A 25,806-nucleotide genomic window follows, 5' to 3' on the forward strand; every position below is an offset into this window, starting at 1 on the left:
AGGCACCGCGGTGTTCGCATCGCGGCTGAAGCCGCTCCTACAGGTACGGCGCAGGCCTACTCGATGACCTGAACGGTCATCCCCACCTTTAGCTCACCCTCGCCGTCCACTGCCAGATTCTGGCCGAACAGCACATCCCCTTCCCGCTCGCGGAAAGTCTTCAAGGTGGTCAGGGGCTCCCGGTCCAGGCTGCGCTCGCCGGTTGCCGGGTCCAGTGTGGTCAGGATGCAGCGCACGCTTGGCTTGAGTACACGGAAGGTCATGTCGCCGATGCGGATACGCTTCCAACCATCTTCGGCGAACGCCTCTGCACCCTCGACAACAAGGTTCGGCCGAAAACGCAGCATTTCCATGGACCGCCCGACGCGTCGACTCAGTTCATCGAGCGAAGCCTGGCCAATGAGCAACAGGGGAAAACCATCGGGGAAGGCCGCACGGTCGCTGTTCAAGCCGTAACCGCTGGGCAGGTAGCGTGCCCGCTGTTCGGGGCAATGCACCAGACGCACCGACTTGCCAAGCACCTCGCTCAACCAGGCAGCGGCGGCATCACCGGCATCGGGCACGCGCAAGGTGTCACGCCAGATCGTTACGCCACGCAAGGCATCATCGGCAACCGGCTGCGCCACCTGCAACGGCGCAAGCCCGGCCGTCTCGAGCCGCAACCCGCCATCTGTCGCATGAAGAGCCTTGACCTGACCCAACCGTGGCCAGGCGCGCTGAGTGAGGAAGCGGCCGTTTTCCGCCTCCACCACCATCCAGCGCCGATCCCCCTCCAGCCCCAGGTTACCGACGGGTGAAGCCTGCAGACTCTGGGCCTGCGCCGACTTCACCGGATAGCGATACAACGCACTGAGAATCATCCTTGCCCGCCTTGCGCCCGTGAAAAACCCAAGCTTATACCGGACGGCGCAGGCGTGCAGGCATCAAGCCGGGACGTTGTCCATGCTCAAGCGCTGGCGCACCACATCCACCAGCCGGTCAGGCTGGAACTTGGAGAGGAAGTTGTCACAGCCGACCTTCTTCACCATGGACTCGTTGAAGCTGCCCGACAACGAGGTGTGCAGCACCACATACAGACCACGCAGGCGTGGGTCGCTGCGGATCTCGGTGGTCAGGCGATAGCCGTCCATCTCGGGCATTTCGGCATCGGTGAATATCATCAGCAGCTTTTCGCAAACATTCTCGCCCGCATCGGCCCAACCCTTGAGCAGGCGCAACGCCTTGAGGCCATCGCTGGCCACATGCAGCTTCACCCCCAGTTGCGACAGGGTGTCGCGCAACTGCGCCAGCGCCACGCTGGAGTCGTCCACCAGCAGCACCTCGCGGCCGCGGGCGCGTGCCAGCACCGGATCTTCCAGCTTGTCACGGGAAACCTTGGCGCTGTAGGGGACGATCTCGGCCAGCACTTTCTCCACGTCGATGATTTCGACCAGCTTCTCGTCGACCTTGGTGATCGCGGTGAGGTAATGCTGACGACCGGCACTGGTCGGCGGCGGCATGATCGATTCCCAGTTCATGTTGACGATACGGTCGACACCGCCCACCAGGAACGCCTGCACCGAGCGGTTGTACTCGGTCACGATGATGGTGCTGTCGGGGCTGGGCTGCAGCGGGCGCATGCCGATGGCCTGGGAAAGATCGATCACCGGCAAGGTCTGGCCGCGCAGATTGACCACGCCACAGACGAAGGAGTGACGCTGCGGCATCAGGGTCAGCTTCGGCAGTTGCAGCACTTCCTGGACCTTGAACACGTTGATGGCGAACAGCTGCCGACCCGCCAGGCGGAACATGAGGATTTCCAGGCGGTTCTCACCTACCAGTTGCGTACGTTGGTCTACCGTGTCGAGAATGCCGGCCATGTGGACAACCCCCTGGCTTGAGTCGGGAAAAATGATTGCATCCACCTTGTATCGGCGGATACTCGCGTAGCTTGACCCCCGGTGGAAAAAGCTGCGCAGAGCGATTGATATCACTTTACCATCATGCTTTACTGCTGCCACACCTGCCGCCTTACTCCCCCTCATCGAACGAGCCCGCCGAAACCACATCAGGGAAACCCCTAGTGGCAATCGGGTGCAACCTGATGTTCGCAATATCCATTAGCCATTAATGTGACGCCATTCTCAATGCATGAACGGAGTCAGGCTTTTGCTAGCGATCGTCTCGGTGTGGCCAACCCTTGCCCCAGCCCTGCACGCTGGAGCGTCATGATGGACAGCACGCCCCAGAACAGCACAGCCTTGCAGGACTTTTTGCTGGATGCACAAGACCTGCTCACGAAGTCCCAGGAATGCCTGCAGCACCTGGAACTGATCGACAACGACCCGGATGCCTGCCAGTGCCTGGGGGAGACCCTCGACCTTCTGGCCCGCCGGGCGGACTCGCTTGGCCTGCTCGAAGTCGCCCACTACACCCGCACCCTGCAACAATTGCTCGCCCCCGCATGCAATCAACGCCACCTGCGTGGCGAAGCCCTGCCGGCACTGGGCGCCTGCCTGACACTCCTGGCCTGGCAACTGGAGCTGGTCGACCCTCTGACGGGCCGCCTGGGCATGGATATGCAGGAGCAGCACCTGCTGCTCAGCGACTTGGCCACCTCGTTGGGGCAGCCCGCCGCGCAATTGTGCGCACCATGCCAGGAAGTCGGTCGCTTCTGCGCCCATCCGCACACCCACGAATTCGACAACGACGGCGTGCCCACCACGCCAGACTGCAATCACTGACCGCTTGAGCGCGCGGCAACTTAGCATCACCGCAAGCAACTTGTGAAAGTTGCATGAGCGCCTTCAATGCGCTCTAGCGAGGGCATTCTTAGTTGCACTCACAGAGAAGGAAGCGCTGTTCAGTACTGGCACTCTGCTAGTTGCACCTTCACCCCTCCGTTACTCGCCAGCCCAGAAATTCAGAGGTTTCAAGCAGTTGCACCCCCGCGACCAAATCAGACCAAAGTGATAACATGCGCACATTCGAACATGCGCACCGTGGATAGTGGGCGATTGAACGCGTGCCCGGCGCTTTATTGAGAGCGGGACGCCAAAGCTCTGGCCAGACATGTGCAATGCCCACCAACAGCAATAACTCAGTGGCCTCCCTCTCTATGCTTCCACGCTTGAAGATTCTCCAGCGTAGCCGCTCCAGAGCTGTCCTGCTCCGATGGGCGACCACGCTGCTGTGCGTGGTTTCGCTCACAGCGAACCTGCTGTGCTATCTACGCGGCCAACCACTGCCGACCGAATTGCTGCTGTTGCAGCTGGCGGCGATGATCGGTGTGGGTTGGCATTTGCGCCATTGGGCACGCTCCATCAGCTTGCGCCCCGCCGAACTGGCCGACCGGATGCTCAAGGTGCAGGAAAGCGAACGGCAACGCCTGAGCCGTGAACTGCATGACGACATCGGCCAACTCCTGACCGCCGCCAAGCTGCAGGTCGATTGGCTGCATCGCCGCGTGCCAACGGAACTACAGGCCCACTGTGGCACCTTGCGCAGCACCCTGGACCACACGTTGAGCAACGTGCGCGACGTTTCCGCCATCCTCAACCCCCGGCAATTGGCCAGCCTGGGCCTGGAGGCCAGCCTGCGCGCCCACCTGCTGCGCACACTGGAAAACTGCGACGTGCACTGGAGCCTGGAGTGCCACCAACGCCTGGGCGGCATCAGCGAAGACGTGGCCATGGCGGCCTTTCGCATCACCCAGGAAGCCGTGACCAACATTCTGCGCCATGCCAGCGCCCGCAACCTGGTCATTCGCCTGCAACGCACGCCTTCCGGCCTCGCCCTGACGATCCAGGACGACGGTCGCGGTTTCGTGCCCGCCCCGGACCCTGCCGAAGCCGGGCAACGCGGCATGGCTGGCATGCTCGAGCGGGCGACCGCACTGCAAGGCAGCCTGCACATCTCCAGCCGGCCCGACGAGGGCACCCAGATCAACGCCTTGTTCCCATGGCCGCCTCGCAGCCAGGAACGCGCCAGGACCCCTGCCTCCAATGACCTGTAGATTGCTGCTGGTGGACGACCATTCCCTGATTCGCGCCGGGGTCCGCTCACTGGTATCGGATATTCCCGGATACGCCGTGGTTGGCGAAGCCGAGGATGGCGACCAACTCCTCGACCATGTGTTGCGCCTGAACCCCGACATTGTCCTGCTCGACATTTCCATGCGCTCGACCAGCGGGCTCGACGCACTTACGCAATTGCGCGCAAACGGTTGCACCTGCAAGGTCCTGATCCTCTCCATGCACACCGATCCGGACCTGATCATGCGCGCACTGGAGAGCGGCGCCCATGGTTACCTGCTCAAGGACACCACCGGCAGCGAACTGGAGCAGGCCCTGACGGCGCTGCGCAACGACGAACGCTACCTCAGCCCGGCGATCGCCCATACCGTGATCAACCAGGCCCTGATACGCGCACAGAACGGCAACGATTACCGCCAGCACCTGACCGCGCGCCAATTGGAAATCCTGCGCCTGATCGTGCGCGGCAAGTCCACGCGGGAGATCGCCGGCGGCCTGGGCCTGTCGATCAAGACGGTGGAGACCCACCGCTCGCAGATCATGAAGCGCCTGCAGATCTACGACGTGGCAGGCCTTGTGCTGTTCGCCGTGCGCGAACGGATCATCAGCCTGGACGACTGAGCAATGGCGAGCCTGCCGGCAAGTGCAGGCGCAAGGCGCCGGGCAGCGCCTCGAAGCGCAGGCTGTCTGCCTGCAGCGGCTCGCCATCGAGGTTGATATCCAACCCCTGCGAACATTTGATTTCGACCCATGGCAGACGCGCCCGCACGAACAACTCCTCGCCCGCCAGCAAGCCGCGCAAGGCCCCCACCACTTCCTGTGGCGCGGGAAGAATGCCGATATCCAACAGACCGTCATCGACCTTGGCATCCGGGCACAAGACGTGTCCGCCGCCCGCCTGCCGGCCATTGCCGATTCCCAGCGCCAGCAACGCTCCTTGCCAGTGGAACCCTGGCCCCTGCAGCGTCACCGAGGCCGCCTGCAACTCACTGAAGCGCGACAACCCGGTGAACAGGTAGGCTGCAGCCCCGAGCACCTTTTTCAGGTCTTCGGAGGTGTTGGCCGTGACCTGGCTGCCAAATCCACCGGTCGCCATGTTCAGGAACAACTGATCCCCCACCTGCCCCAGATCGATGGACTGTGCCGGCGCCTCCAGCAAGGCCAGGGCTGCGGCGGGCTCGAGTGGCACCCCGGCGGCCCTGGCGAAGTCATTGGCAGTGCCAAGCGGCAGCAGTGCCAGGCTGGCCTGGGTACGGGCAAGCCCCATGGCTTCAGCCACATCGCGCAGGGTGCCGTCGCCACCGCCGGCCACCAACTGAACATAGCCTTGCTCCAACGCCTCATCCACCAGGCGCCGGGCGTCGCCGGCCTCCCAGGTGAGGCGCACATCCAGGTCCCACCCACGCTCGCGCAACTGGCCGACTGCGGCGCGCACTTCGTCATTGGTGGCCTGCTTGCCATGCAGGATCAGCATTGCCTTGCGTTCGCCCATCGTCGTGCTCCATGAAAAGGCCTGTGGTTATCTCGACCACTGCAATTCGAGAATGACTCCTCTGCGTCGGAAAACGATCAGGCGCCCCGCAATGGCCATTGAAAGCCCCACGCATCGGGTGCATCATGTGACAAATATTTGGCCATCACGGAAAAGCATGCACATAAAAGTCATTTAATTGACTTGCCGCTGCCCGATGCCTGACAGGTCGTGTTTCCTTCATCGCGCCGCCCCTCTACATCTGATATCGAGGCTTTGACTATGAGCGCACCGATTCCCTGCATCATTGCCGACGGCGCCGACACCCGAATGTTGCCGGTCTTCCGCAAGGCCATGCCCAACTTCCGCCCCCAGGACGAATACCGCCAGGCCAACCAACCGCGACTCGCCCTCGACTTCATTACCGAAGCGTTCGGCCTGGTGATGATCGAGTTGCAAAGCGGCGAGTACCTGGGCGAAGAGGGCATCGTGCGCTTTACTGATATCCATGGACGCGCCCCGGCAGCCGCTCTCGGTTGACTGCCCTCGGGCGCGTTTTTCTTCCAGGGCCATCAACGAGGAATCGGGGCCATGCGCATACTCTGGACACTGCCCTACCTGCCCTGGCCCACGACCAGCGGCAGCAAGACCCGGCAATACCATCTGCTGCGCGCACTGGCGCAGCGTGGTCACCGGATCACCTTGCTGGTGCAGTCGAAAATTCCGCTGGGCGAGGCCGCGCGCGAGGCTCTGGAGCCCTGGCTGGAACGCCTGATCGTGCTGCCCAGGCGCCCTGTGCACAGCCCGTTGAACCTGCTCGCCTCGCCCATCATCGACTACCCCATGCGGGCAATCATCAATGGCCTCGCACCCTGCCTGCGCCACCGCTTCGAGCAACTACTGGACGAACCTTGGGACGTAGTGCAGATCGAACACAGCTACAGCTTCCAACCCTTCGAGAAAGCCCTGCAGGCGCGCGGGTTACCCTTCATGCTCAGCGAACACACCCTGGAATCGGTGATGGGCGCTGTCCGCCACGACCGCCTGCCCCTGTGGTTGCGTCCACTCAACGCTTTCGATCGCTGGCGCTACCGGCGCTGGGAGCAACGTGTGCTGCGCCAGCCCAGCGAGGTGGTGGCAGTCAACCCTCACGACGCCGACCTCATCGGACAGATCAGTGGGCGCCCGGTCAATGTGGTGGTCAGCGGGGTGGACTGTGATCATTACCAGGACATTCGCCCCGCACCGCACAGCCAACGCCTGTTGTTCGTCGGCAATTTCGAATACGGCGCCAACCTCGAAGCCATCGAATGGGCGCTGGAGGAGATCCTGCCCCAGGTCTGGCTGAGCAACCCGGCAGTGCGCCTGGCCATTGCCGGGCACGCCCTGCCCGCCAGCTGGAAACTGCACTGGAACGACCCGCGCATCGAGTGGGTCGGCTACCGACCCGACCTGCGCGAGCTGCAACGGCGCTCGGCACTGTTCTTCGCCCCACTGCGGCATGCGGGCGGCTCCAAGGTGAAGATCCTCGAAGCCATGGCCGCCGGCCTGCCGGTGATCACCACCAGCAGCGGCGTGTCAGGATTGGCGGTCAACAATGGCGAACACTACCTGGGCAGCGACGACAGCGGCCAACTGGCACTGCTGGTCACCCAACTGCTCAACCAACCCTGGCGCATGTCGCAGTTGGGCGAGGCTGGCCGTCAGTTCACCCGCCAGCGCCATGACTGGAGCGTCGCCGCGCAGCAGCTGGAAAACGTGCACATGCGCCTGACCCAGCAGGCCACAGCCGGCGTGACGGCCCTCGGCGGGGCTAGCCCAGCAGCTCGCTGAAGGGGATGAAAGGCACCGGATCCCCTTGTCGCGGCGTACTGCCCTCGCGCACTTCCACCACGCCCTCGGCCCAGGCGGCACTGCGCAGCACGCCTGAACTCTGGTTCTTGTAGATGCGCACGCGGCCATCCTCGATACGCGCACGCAGGTATTCCCGGCGAACGCCCGGTTTGGGCCAGTCGAAACCGGCCGGCACACTGAAGCGCAGCGGCGCGACATCGGCCACACCCTGGCGGCGCAGCAAGTAAGGGCGAGTCAGCAGGCCGAAGGTGACCAGGGTCGACGCCGGATTGCCCGGCAAACCAATGACCGGAACGCCCTGGTAATGCCCGAAGGTGAGCGGCTTGCCCGGCTTGATCGCCAGCTTCCACAACGCCAGCTCACCGGCCTCGCGCAGGGCCATGCCCAGGTAGTCGGCCTCCCCGACCGAAACGCCACCGGTGGAAAGGATCAGGTCGACATCGCCCAGGCCGGCCAGGCACTGACGGGTGCGCGCCAGGTCATCGGCAAGGATGCCCGCATCCACCACTTCACAGCCCAGGCGCTGCAACCAACTGACCAGCAGCCTGCGGTTGCTGTTGTAGATCTGCCCCGGACCCAGCGGCAGACCAGGCTCGACCAGTTCATCCCCCGTCGACAGCACGGCCACCCGTGGGCGACGCACCACTTCGAGCCGGGCGAAACCGAGGGTGGCGGCCAACCCCAACTGAATCGGCCCCAACCGGGTACCGGCGCTCATCACTTGCTCGCCGGCACGGGTTTCCTGCCCCTTGGGGCGCACATTCTGTTCGATGGCCAGCGACTCGAGAAAACGCACCCGGCCATCCTCGAGTACCTCGGTGTTTTCCTGCATCTCGACGCAGTCGGCCCCCTCTGGCAGCGGCGCCCCCGTGAAGATCCGTGCGCAAGTACCCGGCTGCAGCGGCGCCGGCGCATGGCCGGCGAAGATCCGCTGGCTGACCGGCAGCGGATCGCCCTGCCAGTCCGCGAGGCGCAGGGCATAACCATCCATGGCGCTGTTCGGCCAGGGCGGGAGGTCCAGCCCAGCCACCAGCGCTTGGGCGAGCACCCGGCCTTCGGCTACCGCGAGGTCGACCGTTTCAGTCTGCCGGATCGGCGCGGCCTCGGCCAACGCCAGTAAACGCTCCAGCGCCTCCTCCACCGGCATCAGTGGCCGGGCCTGCATGGCCTCAGCCACGGCTGTCGCAGGCCGCTGCCTGCTTGAGGTGAGGCACGAAGTTGCATGGACGATGACGCGCGTCGAGCTGCTCGGCCAGGATGCCGTCCCAACCGGTGCGCACTGCGTTGGTCGAGCCCGGCAGGCAGCACACCAGGGTACCGTTGGCCAGGCCGGCCAGGGCACGGGACTGGATGGTGGAGGTGCCGATATCGGCCACCGAGATCTGCCGGAACAGTTCGCCGAAGCCTTCCACCTGCTTGTCCAGCAGGCACGCCACGGCTTCCGGCGTACTGTCACGGCCGGTAAAACCGGTGCCACCGGTAACCAGCACGACCTGGACCTGCTCGTCGGCGATCCAGGTGGCGACCTGCGCGCGGATCTTGTACAGGTCGTCCTTGAGCAGCACGCGCGCGGCAAGCTGGTGACCAGCCGCGGTGAGGCGGTCGACGAACAGCTGGCCAGAAGTGTCGGTGTCGAAGGTACGGGTGTCGCTGACCGTCAGCACGGCAATGTTCAGCGGCACGAAAGGGGTATCTGCCTTGGCTTTCATGAGGGTACGTCGCAGGGGAACAGGGATGTGCGCTGTTATATCACAGGCCGGCCCCGCCGTAGTTCTTGGTCAATCCCGTTGCGATGGCGCTATGCTGCCCTTTTCAAGGAACTTGCGTGGACGCCCTGCGTCTCAATGTTATCTAGCACCCTCGCACTGGAGAAACACGATGATCCAACGGACCCTTCCCGCCTTCCTGCTCGCCCTGGGCCTTGGCGCCCTTGCCGGCTGCTCCTCGCCCACCGTCATCACCCTGAACGACGGCCGCGAGATCCAGGCGGTGGACACCCCTAGCTACGATGAAGACTCCGGCTTCTACGAGTTCGAACAGCTTGATGGCAAGCGCACCCGCATCAACAAAGATCAAGTCCGCACCGTCAAGGACCTGTGATCGACACGGCTTTTTCTCATAACCCCTTTTTGCAACAAGGGGTTGCGTGAGAAAAAGCGATGCAGTAGGATTTTGGCCATCGGAGTGTAGCGCAGCCAGGTAGCGCGTCTCGTTCGGGACGAGAAGGCCGCAGGTTCGAATCCTGTCTCTCCGACCAAACCCCTCAAAAAAACCCGCCTCGAGCGGGTTTTTTGTTGCCTGCGCAAAAATACGATTTCGTAGGAGCCGGCTTGCCGGCGAACGGGGTTGTACCCGATTCGCCGGCAAGCCGGCTCCTACGTAGTGTCAGTGCGCGGCTTCCGGCAACACCGGCACGTACAGCAGTTGCAGGCGCGCGCTGCTCCACTCGCGGGTCGTGTTGGTCAGCACCAGGTCGTTGTTGAGCTTGCGCCCATAGGTCGGCACGATCTCTTTGAGCTTCGCCTGCCACTCCGGCGTCTTGATCCGATCCTTGAAAGTCTTCTCCAGCACGCTCAGCATGATCGGCGCAGCGGTCGAGGCACCTGGCGAGGCACCCAGCAGCGCGGCAATGCTGCCATCCTGGGCGGCCACCACTTCGGTACCGAACTGCAGCACGCCGCCGTGCTCAGGGTCCTTCTTGATCACCTGGACGCGCTGCCCGGCCTGGAGCAGTTTCCAGTCTTCGTTCTTGGCGTTGGGGAAGTACTCGCGCAGCGCCGCCATGCGGTCGTCGAAGCTGAGCATCAACTGGCCCATCAGGTAGGTGCTCAGGTCGATGTTGTCGATGCCGGCATGCATCATCGGGCTGAGGTTGTGGCTGTTCAGGGAGGCGAACATGTCCAGCAGCGAGCCGTTCTTCAGGTACTTGGTGGAGAAGGTCGCGAACGGGCCGAACAGCAGTACCTCCTTGCCATCGATCACCCGGGTATCGAGGTGCGGCACCGACATCGGTGGCGCGCCGACCGAAGCCTTGCCGTACAGCTTGGCCTTGTGACGGGCAACCAGGTCCGGGTTGTCGGTCATCAGGAACTGGCCACCCACCGGGAAGCCGGCGTAGCCCTCGGCTTCCGGGATGCCGGACTGCTGCAGCAGCTTGAGCGCGCCGCCACCGGCGCCGATGAACACGAACTTCGCCTTGACCACACTCTGCTTTGCGCCGTTGGCCAGGTCGGCCACCACCACGTTCCAACTACCATCCTGGTTGCGGGCGATATCGCGCACTTCATGGCTCAGGTGCAGCTTGACGTTAGGGTTGCGGGTCATCGAAGCGAACAGCTGGCGGGTGATCTCCCCGAAGTTCACGTCGGTTCCGATCGCCATGTGGGTGGCGGCGACCTTCTGCCCCGGATCACGCCCCTCCATCACCAGCGGCACCCACTTGCGGATCTGCTCGTGGTCCTCGGAGATCTCCATGCCACGGAACAGCGAGCTGTGGCGCAAGGCCTCGACGCGCTTGTGCAGGAATGCGACGTTCTCGTCACCCCAGACGAAGCTCATGTGCGGCACGTTGTTGATGAACGAACGTGGGTTGTTCAACACACCCTGTTCGACCTGGTAGGCCCAGAACTGCTTGGACACCTCGAACTGCTCGTTGACGTTGACCGCCTTGCTGATATCGATGCCGCCATCCGCACCGACACTGGTGTAGTTCAGCTCGCAGAAGGCCGAGTGCCCGGTGCCGGCGTTGTTCCAGGCGTTGGAGCTTTCCTCGGCGACCTGGTCCATGCGCTCGTAGACGTCAACGGTCCAGTTCGGTTCCAGCTCGGTGAGGTAGGTCCCCAGGCTCGCGCTCATGATGCCGCCGCCGATCAGCAGGACATCGACGGTCTTTTCCGGCTCCGAGGGCTTGGAGCAGCCGATGACGCTCAGGCACAGGAGCGTCAGCAGGAGTTTTTTCATTAGCTCAATCCAATTGAAGTGAAGGACTGGCAGTCGTTGCCCCCGGTGTGCACGCCCGGATGTTGTTGTTCTGGTTCGCAGGAGTCTTGCGGGATCGGGGCACGATCGCCTCGGGCCGTGGCCCGGAGCGCCGTAAAGCAGGGAGTGTGCCAGGTGTGGCGGGGCCAGTATCCATGCGGGGACTGGGCTGCACACGGGCCCATGGGGTGGCGGTAATCCGCCAAGCACATGAATATCTGGCGGATTCCCCGCTCCCTGTAGGAGCCAGCCTTGCTGGCGAACCGGCGATCGACATGACGTCGGTGTCGCATTGGTTCGCCAGCAAGGCTGGCTCCTACAGGGGATAGTGTCAGCGAGTGAGGCGCGCGGTCACTTCACCCAACTGCCCCGACAAGCCATGCAGGTGCTGCCCGGCCTGCTCGGTATGCTGCACCGCCTCCTGGTTGGCCGTGGCGATACGGGTGATCTCGACCAGGTTGCGGGAAATGTCCTCGGCGACGCTGGTCTGCTCCTCGGCGGCCGTGGCGATCTGCCGGTTCATGTCGCGGATCGCCTCCACCGCGGTGGTGATGCGCTGCAGCATCTGCCCGGCCTGCTGCACCTGCTCGGCACCCTCCTCGCTGCGTTGCTGGCCGCTTTCGATGGCCTTGACCGCTTCCACCGCGCCGGACTGCACGGCCTCGATGATCTGGTGGATCTCGGCGATCGACGCCGCGGTGCGCTGGGCCAGGCTGCGCACTTCGTCGGCGACCACCGCGAAACCGCGCCCGGCCTCGCCGGCGCGGGCGGCCTCGATGGCGGCGTTGAGCGCCAGCAGGTTGGTCTGCTCGGCAATGCCACGGATCACCTCGAGCACCTTGCCGATGCGCGTGCTGTCGTTCTCCAGGTGGCGGATCACCGCAGCCGTGCCAGCAATCTCGCGGTTGACCAAGGCAATGATATCGATGGTCTGCTGCATCACCCGATCACCCGCCTGGGCACTGTGGTCGGCATCGTCCGCCGCACGCGCCGCCTCAGCGGCATGGCGGGCCACTTCCTGGGCCGTGGCGGACATTTCGTGCATGGCGGTGGCAACCTGGTCGGTGCGCTGGAACTGGTCCTGGGTACCGTGGGCCATGTCGCCGGCAATATTGCGCAGCCGGCCGCTGGCGCTTTCCAGCTCTTCGGCGTTGCCTTTGAGCCGGCCAACGGTGTCGGCGAGAAAATCTCGCAGGGTGTTGGCCGCCAGCGCCAGCCGCCCCAGTTCGTCTTCGCGGTTGCTTTGCACCCGGGCGCCAAAGCGGCCCTGGCTGAGCTGGGCGACGTATTCGATGAGCTGACGGATCGGCTCGACCAGGCTGCGGTTGACCAGCCACAGGCTGAACAGACCTACAAGCACCGCCGAGGCCAGCATCACCAGCACACCCAGCCATACAGTGCGCTCGGCGCTGGCGCTGATGGCGCTGGCGCGACTACCGGCATCGGCCCGCAGTTGCTCGACCAAGGCGCTCATCTGGTCACTGGTGGCGCGATCAACGCCCTTGACCGCCAGGTCACCTGCCACGGGGTCGCCACCGGCGGCGAGGAAGGCCTGGCGCCCTTGTTCATAGGCCGCGCCCAACTGGCGATGGCTGTCCTTGAGTTGCTCCAGGCGGCCCTTGAGCGCCGGGTCGCCATTGGTGATCAGTTGCCCCAGCAATTGCTGCACCTGCTGCTCACGCGCCTGGAACTGCTGCCAGTACTTGTCCAGCTCGGCCGGCTGGCGGCCGCGCAGCAGCACGTTCTTCCATTCCTGCACCTGGATCTTGAACTGCAGGTTGGCTTCATCAATCAGTTGCGAGGCACGCAACGGCCCGTCAACCAGCTCGGCATAGCCACGCACGCTGGAGGACAGGAACTGGAAGCACACCAGCGCGATCAGCAGGATCGCCACCAGGCTGCCACCAAGCAGGGAGAGAATTTGCACTCTGAGGGATTTACGCAACATTGCGGATCTCGGAACAAGGAAGTAAGGAAACGGCACACGCGAGCGCTGCCGGCAGAGGCATCCTTGTCCTCGTTCTCGGGCCAAAAAAAAGCCGCCATCGGTCGATAGCAGCCAGGTCGAGCACTTACGCAACAGCTGAGCCAGATAGTCTCAGGCAATTGCTACAGAAATGTTACAAATTCGCGACAAGCTCACCTGCCATTGAATTGCAGCGCTGCCAGCCGGGCATACAGCGGGCTGTCCTCGAGCAACTGGCGGTGTGTACCAAAGGCGACCAAGCGGCCCTTGTCGATCACCGCGATACGGTCGGCATATTGCACCGTGGCCAGGCGATGGGCAATGACCAGCGTGGTGCGTCCGACCATCAGCAGTGGCAGTGCCTGCTGGATCAAATGTTCGCTTTGCGCATCGAGGGCGCTGGTGGCCTCATCCAGCAGCAGGACCGGGGCGTTCACCAACAATGCCCGGGCAATCGCCAGGCGCTGGCGCTGCCCACCGGACAGGCCGCCACCGCCCTCGCCCAGTGGCGTCTGGTAGCCCTGGGGCAGTTGCACGATGAATTCGTGAGCATGGGCACTGCGCGCCGCGGCTTCGACGTCGGCCAGGCTGGCTTCGGGCCGGCCATAACGAATGTTGGCCTCCACCGTGCCACGAAACAGCGCGGGCTGCTGGGCGACCAGGGCGAACTGGGCACGTAGCTCGGCTGGCGACAATGTGCTGATAGGCTGGCCGTCGAGCAGGATGCTGCCGGACTGCGGGTCGTAGAAGCGCAACAGCAGGTCGAACAGGGTCGACTTGCCGGCGCCAGAGGGTCCGACCAAGGCCACCGTCTGTCCGGGTTGAACCCGCAGGCTCAGGCCATCCACGGCCGCCGCCGAGGGGCGTGACGGGTAGGCGAAACGCACCTCGTGCAGCTCGATGGCACCACGGGCACGCCCACCCGGCAGGCAGCCCGCCTCGACTGGCGGCAGGATCGCACTCTGCGCGGCCAGCAGCTCAGCAATGCGCTCGGCGGCGCCCGCCGCCCGTTGCAGTTCGCCGATCACTTCGCTCAAGGTGCCGAAGGCGCTGCCGACGATCAAGCTGTAGAACACGAACGCCGCCAGCTCACCGCCAGAGATCCGCCCGGCGATCACATCCATGCCGCCCACCCAGAGCATCACCCCCACCGCGCCGAGCACCAGCACGATCACCAGGGTGATCAGCCAGGCACGCTGGGCGATTCGCCGCCGCGCCACAGCGAACGCCGCCTCCACGGTCTCGGCGAACAACAGGCGGTCACGCGCTTCATGGTTGTAGGCCTGCACGGTCTTGATCTGGCCCAGGGTTTCGGCGACATAGCTGCCGACATCGGCGACCCGGTCCTGGCTCTGGCGCGACAGGCTGCGCACCCGTCGGCCGAACAGCAGGATCGGTGCCAGCACCAGCGGCAGGGCCAACACCACGATGCTGGTGAGCTTGGGGTTGGTCACGAACAACAGCAGCACACCCCCGACCACCATCAGGGCATTGCGCAGGAACATCGACAGCGACGAGCCAATCACCGATTGCAGCAGCGTGGTGTCGGCGGTCAACCGAGACTGGATTTCCGAGCTGCGGTTATCCTCGAAAAAGCCGGGATGCAGGCTGACCAGATGATCGAACACCACTCGACGGATATCGGCGACGCAGCGCTCGCCGATCCATGACACCAGGTAGAAGCGGGCGAAGGTGCCGACCGCCAGCGCCATCACCAGCAGCAGGAACAAACCGATGGTCTGGTTGAGCTGGTGGGGCGAGCGGGTCATGAAGCCCTGGTCGACCAACAACCGAATACCCTGCCCCATCGACAAGGTGATGCCGGCGGTGACCACCAGCGCCAGCAAAGCCAGCAGGGCCTGGCGACGGTATGGGCGGATGAATTGCCAGCCCAGGTGCAGGGCACGGCGTTGGCGGGAAGAAATCGTTTCAGGCATGGCGACCGTCGTTCGACACAGGTGAGCACAAAGACTACCACTCGTCCGCCTGGCGGGAACGCCTGGCAACCGGTGGCATCGCATCACAGGTAGGTGAAACGGCCACTCGACAGTCCCTAGACGGATTCGTTCTAACGTATCACTGGAGCTTTGCCGTGGTTTCTGTTGGACTGTCCTGGCCGTGACACCCAGGAGCTGTCACAGGTTTTTCACGGCGCGGACAGTATCCTGAGCTTGAACCTGAAGAGGAGACAGGACATGAGTTTGCAGCACCGCAACGAGACCCCGAAGGCGCAACAACCGTCGCAACCCCAGGTGTGCGGTTCGGTCATCGATGCCCAGGGCCGCGAAATCCCGATTACCGAGCAGATGATCCAGAAAGCGTGCGAGGATCTTGAACAAAGCCGGGTCAAGAAAGTCCGCAAGGGCTGAAAGCCAGAACAAGAATTCACTGCAACCCGGCGCATGCGCCGGGTTTTTGTTGGGTTTCGTGTCGTGTGCACCAACGCCTGTAGGAGCGGCTTCAGCCGCGAACACCGGCGCAGCCGGTGCCAGGCACCGCGTCGCTTGCTTCGCGGCTGAAAGCCGCTCCTACAGGGGTCACGCTACGCAGACCAGCTCCGCTCCCAGTGCACTGACCATCTGCGCCAGCTGTGGTGCTTCACCGCGCACACCTACTGCCAACCCTTCGATCTCCCGCCGCACCGGGTAGTGCTTGCGCAGCAGGTCGAATGCCGCGCGCTGCTCAGCCACGTCATCGCTCAGGCTGCGGCGGAAATCGGCATCGTCGCGGCGCGGGTCATACACCGCACGGCACAGGGTGGCCAACGCCCAGGCTGGTTCTGCATTGGCATCCAGTTCGATGCGCGCCAGCGAATGTGCCGGCAGCAGGTCGGCCAGGCGCACCTGCTCGGGCTCACCGCGCCAGCGACAGAACGCCTGGTAGATCTGCGCGGTGCCGCGTTGCTTGCCATCCAGGCTGTAGCCGGCGATGTGCGGGGTGGCCAGGGTGCACAGGTCGGCCAGTTGCAGGTCCACCTGCGGCTCGCCTTCCCAGACATCGAGCACCGCATGCACGTCCTCGCGGTCAAGCAGCAGCTCGCGCAGGGCCACGTTGTCCACCACAGGGCCGCGGCTGGCGTTGATCAGCCAGGCACCGGGGCGCAGGCTTGCCAACCTTGCCTGGTCAAGCAGATGCCAGGTCGGATGCTCGCCACCTCGCTGCAGCGGCGTGTGCAGGCTGATCACGTCGCACTGCGCAAGGATCGTCTCAAGGCTGGCGAACGCCCCCCCTTCACTGGCCTCGCGCACCGGGTCGCAGACCAGCACTTTCCAGCCCAGGCCATGCAGCACCCGCACCAGGCGCCCCCCCACCTCACCCGCGCCGACCACGCCATAGACACGCTTGTCCAGGTCGACACCTTCGAGTTCGGCCAGGGTCAGCAGGCTGCCCAACACATAGTCGACCACACCGCGGGCGTTGCATCCCGGGGCACTGCTCCAGTGGATGCCGGCACCGGAGAAGTAGTCGAGGTCCAGGTGGTCGGTGCCGATGGTGCAGGTGCCGACGAAGCGCACCTTGCTACCATCGAGCAGTTGCCGGTCGACACGGGTCACCGAACGCACCAGCAGCACGTCGGCGTCCTTGACGCTGGCGGCATCGATGGCACGCCCAGGGTAACGACGGATCTCGCCGAACCCGGCGAAGAAGGCATCGAGCAGCGGGATATTCTCGTCGGCAACTATCAGCATGGCGCTCTCCTGTCAGGGGAGCGCAGTGTAGCGCGATCGCGCGGGGCTCAGTCGGCCTTCTTGCGGATCCAGTACAGGTAGGTGCCGGCCTCTTCCTGCTGGGACAGCAGCTCGTGGCCGAGGAAGACGCAGAATTTGGGAATGTCGCGGCGGGTCGACGGGTCGGTGGCAATCACCTTGAGCACGCCGCCGGCTGCCAGCTCGCGCACATGCTTGTGCAGCATCATCACCGGCTCCGGGCAGTTGAGGCCGGTGGCGTCGAGGGTCGCGTCGTGGGTCAGGTCGGTCATGGGGGGCTCCGCTAAATGAAAGGCATTGTGGCGCATCGCCGGATGGACTCCAAGCCCACCTGCCGGCGCTCATGGATTTGGCGCGACCTCTGTAGGCGCGACTTCAACCGCGATCACCCGCGAAACGGGCGTCGCCTGCATCGCGGCTGAAGCCGCTCCTACGGAAGGCCCTGTTCCCTGCGCGATTTCCTGCGGGGCATCAGCTCAACGCGGCTTCAGGTCCAGCCGACGCAGGTGGCAGGTCACTTCCTCACGGTCGTGATACAGCTGCTTGCAGGCGATCGACACCTTCACCTTGCGCTCTTTGAACCCGGCTTCGATACGGTCGAGCAACTTGCGCACTTCGGCATGGCGCTGCTTCATCGGCAACTTGAGGTTGACCACCGCCTCGCGGCATAGCCCTTCGCCCAGCCACGTCTCGATCAGCGAGGCCGTGCGCGCGGGCTTCTCGACGATATCGCAGACCATCCAGTCCACCGTCTGCTTGGGTTTCCAGGTGAAACCGTCGGCCATCAGGTGCGTCACCAGGCCGGTGTCCATCAGGCTCTCGGCCATGGGGCCGTTGTCGATGGCGGTCACCAGCATGCCGCGCTTGACCAGCTGGTAAGTCCAGCCGCCAGGCGAGGCCCCCAGGTCGACACCGGTCATGTCGTCGTTCAGGCGCTGGTCCCACTGCTCACGCGGGATGAACTGATGCCAGGCCTCCTCGAGCTTGAGGGTCGAGCGGCTGGGTGCCTCGCGGGGAAACTTCAGCCGTGGGATGCCCATCGGCCACAGGGCCGAATTATCCGCCTCGGCCAGGCCCAGGAACACACGCCGACCACTGATGAACGTCAACAACAGACGCGGGCGCCGGGCATCGTCGACCAGCCTGCCGGCTTTCTCCAGCGCTTTGCGCAGGGGCACTTCGAACTTGCGGCAGAAGGTCGACAGCTCCTTGCCTTCGTTGCTGTCGAGCACTTCCAGCCACAAGCCGCCGCACACCGGCAGGTCGGCCAGGTGTTCCAGCAGCACGCTGATGCGGTCTGTCTCCGGGAGTTCGACGAAAGCCCCCCTCGCCCACTGGCGCGGGAAGATCAACTGGGCAAAGCGCAACTCATGCATCAGCCGCTGCGCGCCATCGGGCTCGGTGCAGACGAACTCGGCGCACGCACTCTGTGGTTTGCCCTTGGCATAGCCGGCCACCCCAAGGTGGGCAGCGTGTTCGCTGATTTCGGCGCAGACCTCGCCCTCGAAGCCGGGCCGGCAATGCATGAACAGGGTATTCATTTCTCACTCCACATCACTGGCGCAGACGGCGCCAGGGCGGCGAATGATAAAGGAAGATCGGAACCGACGACATGCCCCATCGGTCCAGAAAAGGGGCAGGCCCGGCAAACGGGTCTAACCTGACTGTTCAGCCAGGTCCGTGCCGTGCGGACCGATCCAGAGCGGTGACACCGGCGAGCAACCTGTATCAGCCGGGCACCGGAGCACTAAGGAGTTGTAGATGCCCTCGCTCGACAGCCTGAAAACCCTCAAGACCCTCGACGTGGCCGGCCACGTCTACCACTATTTCAGCCTCGCCGAGGCCGCCCGCCAGTTGGGTGACCTGCAGCGCCTGCCCATGTCGTTGAAGGTGCTGCTGGAAAACCTGCTGCGTTGGGAGGACGGCAAGACCGTCACCGGCGACGACCTGCGCGCCCTGGCCAAGTGGCTGGCTGAACGCCGCTCGGATCGCGAGATCCAGTACCGCCCGGCGCGGGTATTGATGCAGGACTTCACCGGCGTACCCGCGGTGGTCGACCTGGCCGCCATGCGCGCCGCCATGGCCAAGGCCGGTGGCGACCCGCAGCGCATCAACCCGCTGTCGCCGGTGGACCTGGTGATCGACCACTCGGTGATGGTCGACCGTTACGCCAGCCCCAGCGCCTTCACCCAGAACGTCGACATCGAGATGCAACGCAACGGCGAGCGCTACGCCTTCCTGCGCTGGGGCCAGAGCGCCTTCGCCAACTTCCGCGTGGTGCCGCCGGGCACCGGTATCTGCCACCAGGTCAACCTGGAGTATCTGGGCCGCACGGTCTGGACCAACGAGCAGGATGGGCGCACCTACGCCTTCCCCGACACCCTGGTCGGTACCGACTCGCACACCACCATGATCAATGGCCTGGGCGTGCTCGGCTGGGGCGTGGGCGGCATCGAGGCCGAGGCGGCCATGCTCGGCCAGCCGGTATCGATGCTGATCCCCGAGGTGATCGGTTTCAAGCTGACCGGCAAGCTGCGCGAAGGCATCACCGCCACCGACCTGGTGCTCACGGTCACGCAGATGCTGCGCAAGAAGGGGGTGGTGGGCAAGTTCGTCGAGTTCTACGGCGATGGCCTGGCCGACCTGCCGCTGGCCGACCGCGCCACCATCGCCAACATGGCCCCGGAGTACGGCGCCACCTGCGGTTTCTTCCCGGTCGACCAGGTAACCCTGGACTACCTGCGCCTGTCCGGGCGCCCGGAGGCGACCGTGCAACTGGTCGAGGCCTATTGCAAGGCGCAGGGGTTGTGGCGCCTGCCTGGGCAGGCGCCACAGTTCACCGACACGCTCGCCCTGGACATGCATGAAGTGGAAGCCAGCCTGGCCGGGCCCAAGCGCCCGCAGGACCGGGTGGCACTGGGCCAGGTCAGCCAGGCGTTCGACCACTTCATCGAGCTGCAACCCAAGCCTCTGGCCAGGGAGCTCGGCCGCCTGGAAAGCGAAGGCGGCGGAGGCGTGGCAGTGGGCAATGCCGACCAGGCCGGCGAAATCGACTACGCCCATGACGGCCAGACCCACACCCTGCGCGATGGCGCCGTGGTAATCGCCGCCATTACCTCCTGCACCAACACCTCCAACCCCAGCGTGATGATGGCCGCCGGCCTGGTGGCGAAGAAAGCCGTGGAAAAGGGCCTGCAGCGCAAACCCTGGGTCAAGAGCTCCCTCGCACCGGGCTCGAAGGTGGTCACCGACTACTTCAAGGCCGCAGGCCTCACCCCCTACCTCGACCAGCTCGGCTTCGACCTGGTCGGCTATGGCTGCACCACCTGCATCGGCAACTCCGGGCCACTGGACGATGCCATCGAGAAAGCCATCGGCAGCGCCGACCTGACCGTCGCCTCGGTGCTGTCGGGCAACCGCAACTTCGAGGGGCGCGTGCACCCGCTGGTCAAGACCAACTGGCTGGCCTCGCCGCCCCTGGTGGTCGCCTACGCGCTGGCCGGCAGCGTGCGCGTGGACCTGACCCAGGACGCCCTGGGCACCGGCAAGGACGGCCAGCCTGTGTACCTGCGCGATATCTGGCCCAGCCAGCAGGAGATCGCCGAGGCGGTCGCCAATGTCGACACCCGCATGTTCCACAAGGAGTATGCCGAAGTGTTCGCCGGCGATGCCCAGTGGCAGGCCATCGCAGTGCCCAAGGCCGCCACCTATGCCTGGCAGGGCGACTCCACCTACATCCAGCACCCGCCGTTCTTCGACGACATCGGCGGCCCGCCGCCGCAAGTCCGCGACATCGAGGGTGCGCGCATCCTCGCCCTGCTGGGTGACTCGGTGACCACCGACCATATCTCCCCGGCCGGCAACATCAAGGCCGACAGCCCGGCCGGGCGCTACCTGCGCGAGAAGGGCGTGGAGCCGCGGGACTTCAACTCCTACGGTTCGCGGCGCGGCAACCACGAAGTGATGATGCGCGGCACCTTCGCCAACATCCGTATTCGCAACGAGATGCTGGGCGGCGAGGAAGGCGGCAATACCCTGTACGTGCCCAGCGGCGAGAAGCTATCGATCTATGACGCCGCCATGCGCTACCAACAGGATGGCACGCCACTGGTGGTGATTGCCGGCCAGGAGTACGGCACCGGCTCGAGCCGCGACTGGGCGGCCAAAGGCACCAACCTGCTTGGGGTCAAGGCCGTGCTGGCGGAAAGTTTCGAGCGTATCCACCGCTCGAATCTGGTCGGCATGGGGGTGCTGCCGTTGCAGTTCAAGGCCGGGGACGACCGCAAACGACTCGGCCTGACCGGCAAGGAGCGCATCGATGTGCTGGGACTCTCCGGTGCACAGATCCGCCCCGGCATGAACCTGCCCGTGCGCATCACCCGAGAGGATGGCCAAACGGTCCAAATCGAAGTGCTGTGCCGGATCGACACATTGAATGAAGTGGAGTACTTCAAATCGGGAGGGATCCTGCACTATGTACTGCGGCAATTGATCGCGGGGTGAAAGACGACAGCCTTGCTGTGATCTTGAGATCGAGCGCCGCCCGTGCGGCGCATCGCGGATGAATCCGCTCCTACAGGAGCGGATTCATCCGCGATAGCGAAAGCAAGTGCCCCGAGGCCCCTCAGGTGAGTCCAACTCTCCACGGACTCACCGGCACAAGGAACTCCAATGCCTCTCCTCCACTGGATCGCTCTGCTCCTGCTCGGCCTCGGCTATATCCTCGCACTGACCTTCGGCAACCTGGGCCTTGCCGCCCTGCCCGCCTTGCTCGCCCTGCTGTGCAGCGCCTTGCTGGCACGTCGGCGGGTGCGCTGGCAGCAAACCCTCGGCCACGCCCTGTTCGTCGCCCTCGCCGTCGCCCTGGCGCTGCACTGGCTACCGGGTTTCAACGGTGCCAGGGTGATCGACAAAGTCGTGCTCAGCGAAGGCGCCATTCCCTTCTCGATGTACCTGAATCTGGACAAGCCGCTGATCGGCGCATGGCTGCTGCTGGCCTGCCCATGGTTGGTGATGCTGCGCCTGCGTGGCCTGGCCACGAGTCTGGGTGTGATCCTGCCACTGACGCTGCTCGCTTGCCTGGGTGGCGCCTGGTCGCTGGGCCTGGTGGCCTGGGCCCCCAAGTGGCCGGACCAGGCCTGGCTGTGGCTGCTGAACAACCTGCTGCTGGTCAGCCTGACCGAGGAATTGCTGTTCCGTGGTTATATCCAGGGCGGGCTGCAACGTCTGTTCAAGCATGAGGGTCTGGCGTTGATCGCCGCCGCGCTGCTGTTTGGCCTGGCACACCTGGGCGGTGGCTGGCAGTGGTTCTACCTGGCCAGCCTCGCCGGGGTGGGGTATGGTCTGGCCTATCGCCATGGCGGACTGACGGCAGCGGTGCTGTGCCATGTTGGTGTCAACCTGGCGCACTTCGCCGGCTTCACTTATCCGATGCTGGCCCAGAGCTGAACAATCGGTCATTATCCGACCTAGCCGTCACAAACCATAAAGAAAACTGCAACATTGGCAGCAACTTACGCGATCATGCCGGCTTCACTACTTCAGCCGCAGCATCGCCACCTTGCGCCAGGTCAATGGCAGTTAAATATTCATTCAATAAAACCAGAGGCTTGCCGATACCCGTCGAAAGCCTTGCGGATTGAACAGCCAATGCGTAACAACCAGCCGATTACCCAGAGAGAACGGACTTTCCCTGCCCAGCAGCGGTTGATCTCCACCACCAACGCCAAAGGCGTGATCACCTACTGCAACGACGCATTCATCGAGATCAGCGGTTTTTCCCGCGAGGAACTGATGGGCGCGCCGCACAACCTGGTTCGCCACCCCGATGTGCCGCCGGCCGTATTCGCCCACATGTGGCAGACCCTCAAGCAGGGCCTGCCGTGGATGGGTATCGTCAAGAACCGCTGCAAGTCGGGCGATCACTACTGGGTGAACGCCTACGTCACCCCAGTGTTCGACAGCAACCAGGTGGTCGGCTACGAATCGGTACGGGTCAAACCCACCGCCGAGCAAATCCGCCGCGCCGAGGCGCTGTACCAGCGCATCAACCAAGGCAAGTCGGCCATCCCGAAACGCGACAAATGGCTACCGGTGCTACAAGACTGGCTGCCCTTCATTCTCATCAGCCAGGTCGGCTTCCTGATCGGCAACTGGCTGGGCCACTCCTGGGGCTTCGCCCTGGCGGCCGGCCTGTCGGTCCCCCTGGGCCTGCTTGGTCTGAGCTGGCAGCAACGCGGCCTCAAGCGCCTGCTGCGCCTGGCCGAACAGACCACCTCCGACCCGCTGATCGCGCAGATGTACACCGACAGCCGCGGTGTCCAAGCCCGCCTGGAAATGGCCATGCTCAGCCAGGACGCACGGATGAAGACCTGCCTGACCCGCCTGCAGGACAGCGCCGAGCAACTGAGCGACCAGGCTCGCCAGTCCGACGCCCTCGCCCACCAGAGTTCCTCGGGCCTGGAGCGCCAGCGCGTGGAAACCGAGCAAGTGGCCGCCGCGGTCAATCAGATGGCCGCCACCACCCAGGAAGTGGCCAACCACGTGCAACGCACCGCCGACGCCACGCAAGAGGCCAATCGCCTGACCAGCCAGGGCCGCCATATCGCCGGCGAGACGCGCGACGCGATCGAACGGCTGTCCGCCGCCGTGGGCGAGACCGGCCTGACCGTCACGCAACTGGCCAAGGACAGTGACGAAATTGGCGGCGTGGTCGATGTGATCAAGGGCATTGCCGACCAGACCAACCTGCTGGCACTCAATGCCGCCATCGAGGCTGCCCGTGCCGGCGAGATGGGCCGGGGCTTCGCGGTCGTCGCCGACGAAGTCCGCCAACTGGCCCAGCGCACCGCCGAGTCCACCGGGCAGATTCATGGCCTGATCGCCAAGCTGCAGCAGACCGCCAACAATGCGGTGCAAACCATGGAAACCGGCCACCGCCAGGCCCAGGAAGGCGTCGAGCGAGTGATGGAGGCAGACCAGGCCCTGGTGGGCATCAGTGAAGCGGTGGCCAACATCACCGACATGGCCACCCAGATCGCCGCCGCCACCGAGGAACAGACCGCGGTGGCCGAAGAGATCAGCCGCAACATCAGCACCATCGCCGACCTGGCCGACCAGACTGCGGGCCAGGCCCAGCGCTCGGCACTGCTCAGCGAAGAGCTGACCAGCACCGCGGGCACTCAATACTCGCTGGTGGAACGCTTCAACCGCTAGACAACGGACGGCGCCCCAAGGGGCGCCGTCTGCTTTACCACGCCAGGCTCAACCTGCTTTCGAAATACCGCTCCTCGCCACTCAACGGATCCTTGAAACGCAGGCTGTGCGCCAGCAGCTTCAGCGGCCGCGTGTAATCGTCCTGCTCATTGGCCAGCTGAGGATAGAACGGGTCATTGCAGATACCCGCGCCCAGCGAAGCCATGTGCACCCGCAACTGGTGGGTCTTGCCCGTCACCGGCGACAGGCCATAGCGCCATAGTTCGCCCTGTTTCTCCAGCACGCAGGCGTGGGTTTCGCTGTTATCGGCCCCCTCGACCTCATGCATGCGGAAGAACGGCTCGCCGTGCACCAGGCGGCTGCGGTGCACCAGAGGAAACACATGCTGCGGCATGGCCGCGGCAATTGCCTGGTAGTGCTTGTCAATGCGCCGCTCCGGGAACAGGCGCTGGTAGGCGCCACGGGTCTGTGGGTTGGCGGAGAACAGCACCAGGCCGGCCGTATGCCGGTCGATGCGGTGCAGGGGAACCAGATGCGGGTTGTCCAGGCGACGGATCAGGCGACGCAGCAGGGTCTGCTCGACATATTCGCCAGTGGGTGTCACCGGAAGGAAATGCGGTTTGTCCGCTACCACCAGATGCTCGTCCACGTGCAGGATCTCTTCCTGCACTGGAATCGGCTTCTCGTTGGGCACCTCGCGAAAGTAGTGCAGGCGCAGGCCTTGGCGATAGGGAAGCTGCGCGGCAATCGCACGGCCTTCACTGTCCAGCACCCGGCCACGGGCAAAGCGATCGAGCCACTGCTCGCGGGGGATACCCTTGAAATGATCGCACAGGCAATCCAGCACCGTCGCCCAGCGACCTGGAGGCAGGCATACGGTGCTGGCTTGCTGGTGGGCGGGGTTGAAAGGTGTGGTCATCGGCGGGCTCGGCATCACAGGAGTAATGCATTATCCCCGAGTCAGCGCGCCTCAACCAGCCTCGCTGGCCGGCTCACAGCGCGCCTTCAGCCAGCGCAGCACCTGCACGGCGTCCCAGCGCCCCGGGTCATAGAGGGCATAGCTCAGGCCCTGGTAGCCCACGACATCCAGCGGGCGATGAAACCCCGCGCGCTGGAACAACGCCTCGATCTCGGCGAAGCAGGTGTTGAAGTGAACCTTGCCAAAGGGCGTCTGGTCGTCGGTCACGATGCCATCAAGTCGCAATTCCAGCACAGCGTCACGCACACGCTCAGGGGACATGTGGTTGATGCTGTACTTGAGTTGCTCGACATTGAGCATGGCTTCACCTCGATACTGTATTTATATACAGCATACGGAGCGCGCCACCCTATCGTCAATCAGCGGTTCAGCGCAGAAACGCCACCACCTGCTCGGCATCGAACGGCCAACCCAGTTCAGCGCCTGTATCGCAGCGGCGCAACACCGGAATCTGCAGGCCGTAACGCTCGAACAGCGCCTCGCTATCCGCGATGTCGACCAACTCGACCAGCAGGCCGTGCTCGACGAACGGCATCAGCATGGCTTCCGCCACTTCACACAGATGGCACCCGAGGGTACCGAACAACTGGCATTCAGGGAGCATGAACGGACCCGGAAATCAT

Annotated in this window: 23 protein-coding genes, 1 tRNA gene and 2 pseudogenes; 11 read left to right on the top strand and 15 right to left on the bottom strand. The window is 64.3% G+C overall.

The window, feature by feature from the left end; genetic code table 11:
* Positions 1 to 56: 56 nt before the first annotated feature.
* Entirely contained in the window at positions 57 to 860 is an 804-nt protein-coding gene (locus tag P5705_RS02665; RefSeq protein ID WP_277459461.1) for an MOSC domain-containing protein, read from the bottom strand.
* A 63-nt stretch (positions 861 to 923) separates the two neighbouring features.
* Entirely contained in the window at positions 924 to 1,859 is a 936-nt protein-coding gene (locus P5705_RS02670) for a chemotaxis protein CheV (protein WP_277459462.1), read from the bottom strand.
* A 351-nt stretch (positions 1,860 to 2,210) separates the two neighbouring features.
* On the opposite strand from P5705_RS02670, the gene P5705_RS02675 reads away from it, so the two are divergent.
* The 3 genes from P5705_RS02675 (at position 2,211) to P5705_RS02685 (ending at position 4,634) form a co-directional block, all read left to right on the top strand.
* The gene (locus tag P5705_RS02675; RefSeq protein WP_277459463.1) at positions 2,211 to 2,723 is read left to right on the top strand and encodes a histidine kinase; all 513 of its coding nucleotides are present in this window, start codon (positions 2,211 to 2,213) and stop codon (positions 2,721 to 2,723) included.
* Between the two features lie 374 nt (positions 2,724 to 3,097).
* Entirely contained in the window at positions 3,098 to 3,994 is an 897-nt protein-coding gene (locus tag P5705_RS02680; protein ID WP_277459464.1) for a sensor histidine kinase, read from the top strand.
* Positions 3,984 to 4,634, top strand: coding sequence for a response regulator (locus P5705_RS02685; protein WP_277459466.1), 651 nt, complete (start codon positions 3,984 to 3,986; stop codon positions 4,632 to 4,634). The genes P5705_RS02680 and P5705_RS02685 overlap by 11 nt, the downstream gene beginning before the upstream one ends.
* Here the strand turns inward: P5705_RS02685 and yegS are convergent.
* Entirely contained in the window at positions 4,618 to 5,505 is an 888-nt protein-coding gene (yegS, locus tag P5705_RS02690; RefSeq protein ID WP_277459467.1) for a lipid kinase YegS, read from the bottom strand. The two genes, P5705_RS02685 and yegS, sit on opposite strands and share 17 nt — an antisense overlap.
* 417 nt (positions 5,506 to 5,922) lie before the next feature.
* On the opposite strand from yegS, the pseudogene P5705_RS02695 reads away from it, so the two are divergent.
* Together P5705_RS02695 and P5705_RS02700 are read left to right on the top strand one after the other, a co-directional pair.
* Positions 5,923 to 6,024, top strand: a pseudogene (locus tag P5705_RS02695) (hypothetical protein); the annotation flags it as partial.
* A 51-nt stretch (positions 6,025 to 6,075) separates the two neighbouring features.
* Positions 6,076 to 7,317: a glycosyltransferase family 4 protein gene (locus tag P5705_RS02700; RefSeq protein WP_277459468.1), complete on the top strand. Its 1,242-nt coding sequence runs from the start codon at positions 6,076 to 6,078 to the stop codon at positions 7,315 to 7,317.
* On the opposite strand, the gene P5705_RS02705 is transcribed toward P5705_RS02700, so the two are convergent.
* Both P5705_RS02705 and moaB read right to left on the bottom strand, forming a co-directional pair.
* Positions 7,298 to 8,503, bottom strand: coding sequence for a molybdopterin molybdotransferase MoeA (locus tag P5705_RS02705; RefSeq protein WP_277459633.1), 1,206 nt, complete (start codon positions 8,501 to 8,503; stop codon positions 7,298 to 7,300). The two genes, P5705_RS02700 and P5705_RS02705, sit on opposite strands and share 20 nt — an antisense overlap.
* 4 nt (positions 8,504 to 8,507) lie before the next feature.
* Positions 8,508 to 9,047, bottom strand: a complete 540-nt coding sequence (gene moaB / locus P5705_RS02710; protein WP_277459469.1) for a molybdenum cofactor biosynthesis protein B — start codon at positions 9,045 to 9,047, stop codon at positions 8,508 to 8,510.
* A 169-nt stretch (positions 9,048 to 9,216) separates the two neighbouring features.
* Between moaB and P5705_RS02715 the strand changes: the two genes are divergently transcribed.
* Both P5705_RS02715 and P5705_RS02720 read left to right on the top strand, forming a co-directional pair.
* Complete coding sequence (locus P5705_RS02715; protein ID WP_011534841.1) at positions 9,217 to 9,438, top strand: YgdI/YgdR family lipoprotein; 222 nt, start codon at positions 9,217 to 9,219, stop codon at positions 9,436 to 9,438.
* Between the two features lie 80 nt (positions 9,439 to 9,518).
* Positions 9,519 to 9,595: transfer RNA gene (locus P5705_RS02720), tRNA-Pro, on the top strand.
* A 128-nt stretch (positions 9,596 to 9,723) separates the two neighbouring features.
* Here P5705_RS02720 and mqo read toward each other — a convergent pair.
* From mqo to P5705_RS02735, 4 genes and pseudogenes are all read right to left on the bottom strand, one after another.
* Positions 9,724 to 11,298, bottom strand: coding sequence for a malate dehydrogenase (quinone) (gene mqo / locus P5705_RS02725; protein ID WP_277459471.1), 1,575 nt, complete (start codon positions 11,296 to 11,298; stop codon positions 9,724 to 9,726).
* Between the two features lie 349 nt (positions 11,299 to 11,647).
* Positions 11,648 to 12,415, bottom strand: coding sequence for a methyl-accepting chemotaxis protein (locus P5705_RS26305; RefSeq protein WP_420806628.1), 768 nt, complete (start codon positions 12,413 to 12,415; stop codon positions 11,648 to 11,650).
* Between the two features lie 165 nt (positions 12,416 to 12,580).
* Positions 12,581 to 13,264: pseudogene (locus P5705_RS26310) on the bottom strand (methyl-accepting chemotaxis protein); the annotation flags it as partial.
* 191 nt (positions 13,265 to 13,455) lie between these two features.
* Positions 13,456 to 15,219, bottom strand: coding sequence for an ABC transporter transmembrane domain-containing protein (locus P5705_RS02735; RefSeq protein WP_277459473.1), 1,764 nt, complete (start codon positions 15,217 to 15,219; stop codon positions 13,456 to 13,458).
* A 258-nt stretch (positions 15,220 to 15,477) separates the two neighbouring features.
* On the opposite strand from P5705_RS02735, the gene P5705_RS02740 reads away from it, so the two are divergent.
* Positions 15,478 to 15,651, top strand: coding sequence for a PA1571 family protein (locus tag P5705_RS02740; RefSeq protein WP_277459474.1), 174 nt, complete (start codon positions 15,478 to 15,480; stop codon positions 15,649 to 15,651).
* Between the two features lie 168 nt (positions 15,652 to 15,819).
* Here the strand turns inward: P5705_RS02740 and pdxB are convergent, their stop codons facing one another.
* The 3 genes from pdxB to rlmM all read right to left on the bottom strand — a co-directional run bounded on the left by pdxB (position 15,820) and on the right by rlmM (position 18,530).
* Positions 15,820 to 16,971: a 4-phosphoerythronate dehydrogenase PdxB gene (gene pdxB / locus P5705_RS02745; protein ID WP_277459475.1), complete on the bottom strand. Its 1,152-nt coding sequence runs from the start codon at positions 16,969 to 16,971 to the stop codon at positions 15,820 to 15,822.
* A 47-nt stretch (positions 16,972 to 17,018) separates the two neighbouring features.
* Complete coding sequence (tusA, locus tag P5705_RS02750) at positions 17,019 to 17,252, bottom strand: sulfurtransferase TusA (RefSeq protein WP_213661213.1); 234 nt, start codon at positions 17,250 to 17,252, stop codon at positions 17,019 to 17,021.
* Positions 17,253 to 17,465: 213 nt separating this feature from the next.
* Positions 17,466 to 18,530, bottom strand: coding sequence for a 23S rRNA (cytidine(2498)-2'-O)-methyltransferase RlmM (gene rlmM, locus P5705_RS02755; protein WP_277459476.1), 1,065 nt, complete (start codon positions 18,528 to 18,530; stop codon positions 17,466 to 17,468).
* 220 nt (positions 18,531 to 18,750) lie between these two features.
* Here rlmM and acnA point away from each other — a divergent pair, with 220 nt between their 5' ends.
* From acnA to P5705_RS02770, 3 genes are all read left to right on the top strand, one after another.
* The gene (gene acnA / locus P5705_RS02760) at positions 18,751 to 21,492 is read left to right on the top strand and encodes an aconitate hydratase AcnA (protein ID WP_277459477.1); all 2,742 of its coding nucleotides are present in this window, start codon (positions 18,751 to 18,753) and stop codon (positions 21,490 to 21,492) included.
* Positions 21,493 to 21,660: 168 nt separating this feature from the next.
* A complete protein-coding gene (locus tag P5705_RS02765; protein WP_277459478.1) occupies positions 21,661 to 22,437 on the top strand; it encodes a CPBP family glutamic-type intramembrane protease in 777 nt (258 codons plus the stop codon).
* A 201-nt stretch (positions 22,438 to 22,638) separates the two neighbouring features.
* Positions 22,639 to 24,204 (top strand): methyl-accepting chemotaxis protein, encoded by a 1,566-nt coding sequence (locus P5705_RS02770; protein ID WP_213657679.1) that lies wholly within the window; start codon positions 22,639 to 22,641, stop codon positions 24,202 to 24,204.
* A 34-nt stretch (positions 24,205 to 24,238) separates the two neighbouring features.
* Here P5705_RS02770 and P5705_RS02775 read toward each other — a convergent pair whose 3' ends face one another.
* From P5705_RS02775 to P5705_RS02785, 3 genes are all read right to left on the bottom strand, one after another.
* Entirely contained in the window at positions 24,239 to 25,123 is an 885-nt protein-coding gene (locus P5705_RS02775; RefSeq protein WP_277459479.1) for a pseudouridine synthase, read from the bottom strand.
* 51 nt (positions 25,124 to 25,174) lie between these two features.
* Positions 25,175 to 25,483 carry a hypothetical protein gene (locus P5705_RS02780; RefSeq protein ID WP_011534853.1) on the bottom strand — a complete coding sequence of 103 codons (309 nt, stop codon included), beginning with the start codon at positions 25,481 to 25,483 and terminating at the stop codon, positions 25,175 to 25,177.
* Positions 25,484 to 25,550: 67 nt separating this feature from the next.
* Positions 25,551 to 25,787, bottom strand: a complete 237-nt coding sequence (locus P5705_RS02785; protein ID WP_277459480.1) for a glutaredoxin family protein — start codon at positions 25,785 to 25,787, stop codon at positions 25,551 to 25,553.
* Between the last annotated feature and the right edge of the window lie 19 nt (positions 25,788 to 25,806).

Origin of the sequence: Pseudomonas entomophila (genome assembly GCF_029478665.1) — a bacterium.
GTDB classification, from domain to species: domain Bacteria; phylum Pseudomonadota; class Gammaproteobacteria; order Pseudomonadales; family Pseudomonadaceae; genus Aquipseudomonas; species Aquipseudomonas entomophila_F.

Excerpts from the sequence above, each read along its gene's own strand:
- P5705_RS02665 (WP_277459461.1), bottom strand. The coding sequence starts at position 860 with ATGATTCTCAGTGCGTTGTATCGCTATCCGGTGAAGTCGGCGCAGGCC.
- P5705_RS02670 (WP_277459462.1), bottom strand. The coding sequence starts at position 1,859 with ATGGCCGGCATTCTCGACACGGTAGACCAACGTACGCAACTGGTAGGT.
- P5705_RS02675 (WP_277459463.1), top strand. The coding sequence starts at position 2,211 with ATGGACAGCACGCCCCAGAACAGCACAGCCTTGCAGGACTTTTTGCTG.
- P5705_RS02680 (WP_277459464.1), top strand. The coding sequence starts at position 3,098 with ATGCTTCCACGCTTGAAGATTCTCCAGCGTAGCCGCTCCAGAGCTGTC.
- P5705_RS02685 (WP_277459466.1), top strand. The coding sequence starts at position 3,984 with ATGACCTGTAGATTGCTGCTGGTGGACGACCATTCCCTGATTCGCGCC.
- yegS (WP_277459467.1), bottom strand. The coding sequence starts at position 5,505 with ATGGGCGAACGCAAGGCAATGCTGATCCTGCATGGCAAGCAGGCCACC.
- P5705_RS02700 (WP_277459468.1), top strand. The coding sequence starts at position 6,076 with ATGCGCATACTCTGGACACTGCCCTACCTGCCCTGGCCCACGACCAGC.
- P5705_RS02705 (WP_277459633.1), bottom strand. The coding sequence starts at position 8,503 with ATGCAGGCCCGGCCACTGATGCCGGTGGAGGAGGCGCTGGAGCGTTTA.
- moaB (WP_277459469.1), bottom strand. The coding sequence starts at position 9,047 with ATGAAAGCCAAGGCAGATACCCCTTTCGTGCCGCTGAACATTGCCGTG.
- P5705_RS02715 (WP_011534841.1), top strand. The coding sequence starts at position 9,217 with ATGATCCAACGGACCCTTCCCGCCTTCCTGCTCGCCCTGGGCCTTGGC.
- mqo (WP_277459471.1), bottom strand. The coding sequence starts at position 11,298 with ATGAAAAAACTCCTGCTGACGCTCCTGTGCCTGAGCGTCATCGGCTGC.
- P5705_RS26305 (WP_420806628.1), bottom strand. The coding sequence starts at position 12,415 with ATGGCCCACGGTACCCAGGACCAGTTCCAGCGCACCGACCAGGTTGCC.
- P5705_RS02735 (WP_277459473.1), bottom strand. The coding sequence starts at position 15,219 with ATGCCTGAAACGATTTCTTCCCGCCAACGCCGTGCCCTGCACCTGGGC.
- P5705_RS02740 (WP_277459474.1), top strand. The coding sequence starts at position 15,478 with ATGAGTTTGCAGCACCGCAACGAGACCCCGAAGGCGCAACAACCGTCG.
- pdxB (WP_277459475.1), bottom strand. The coding sequence starts at position 16,971 with ATGCTGATAGTTGCCGACGAGAATATCCCGCTGCTCGATGCCTTCTTC.
- rlmM (WP_277459476.1), bottom strand. The coding sequence starts at position 18,530 with ATGAATACCCTGTTCATGCATTGCCGGCCCGGCTTCGAGGGCGAGGTC.
- acnA (WP_277459477.1), top strand. The coding sequence starts at position 18,751 with ATGCCCTCGCTCGACAGCCTGAAAACCCTCAAGACCCTCGACGTGGCC.
- P5705_RS02765 (WP_277459478.1), top strand. The coding sequence starts at position 21,661 with ATGCCTCTCCTCCACTGGATCGCTCTGCTCCTGCTCGGCCTCGGCTAT.
- P5705_RS02770 (WP_213657679.1), top strand. The coding sequence starts at position 22,639 with ATGCGTAACAACCAGCCGATTACCCAGAGAGAACGGACTTTCCCTGCC.
- P5705_RS02775 (WP_277459479.1), bottom strand. The coding sequence starts at position 25,123 with ATGACCACACCTTTCAACCCCGCCCACCAGCAAGCCAGCACCGTATGC.
- P5705_RS02780 (WP_011534853.1), bottom strand. The coding sequence starts at position 25,483 with ATGCTCAATGTCGAGCAACTCAAGTACAGCATCAACCACATGTCCCCT.
- P5705_RS02785 (WP_277459480.1), bottom strand. The coding sequence starts at position 25,787 with ATGCTCCCTGAATGCCAGTTGTTCGGTACCCTCGGGTGCCATCTGTGT.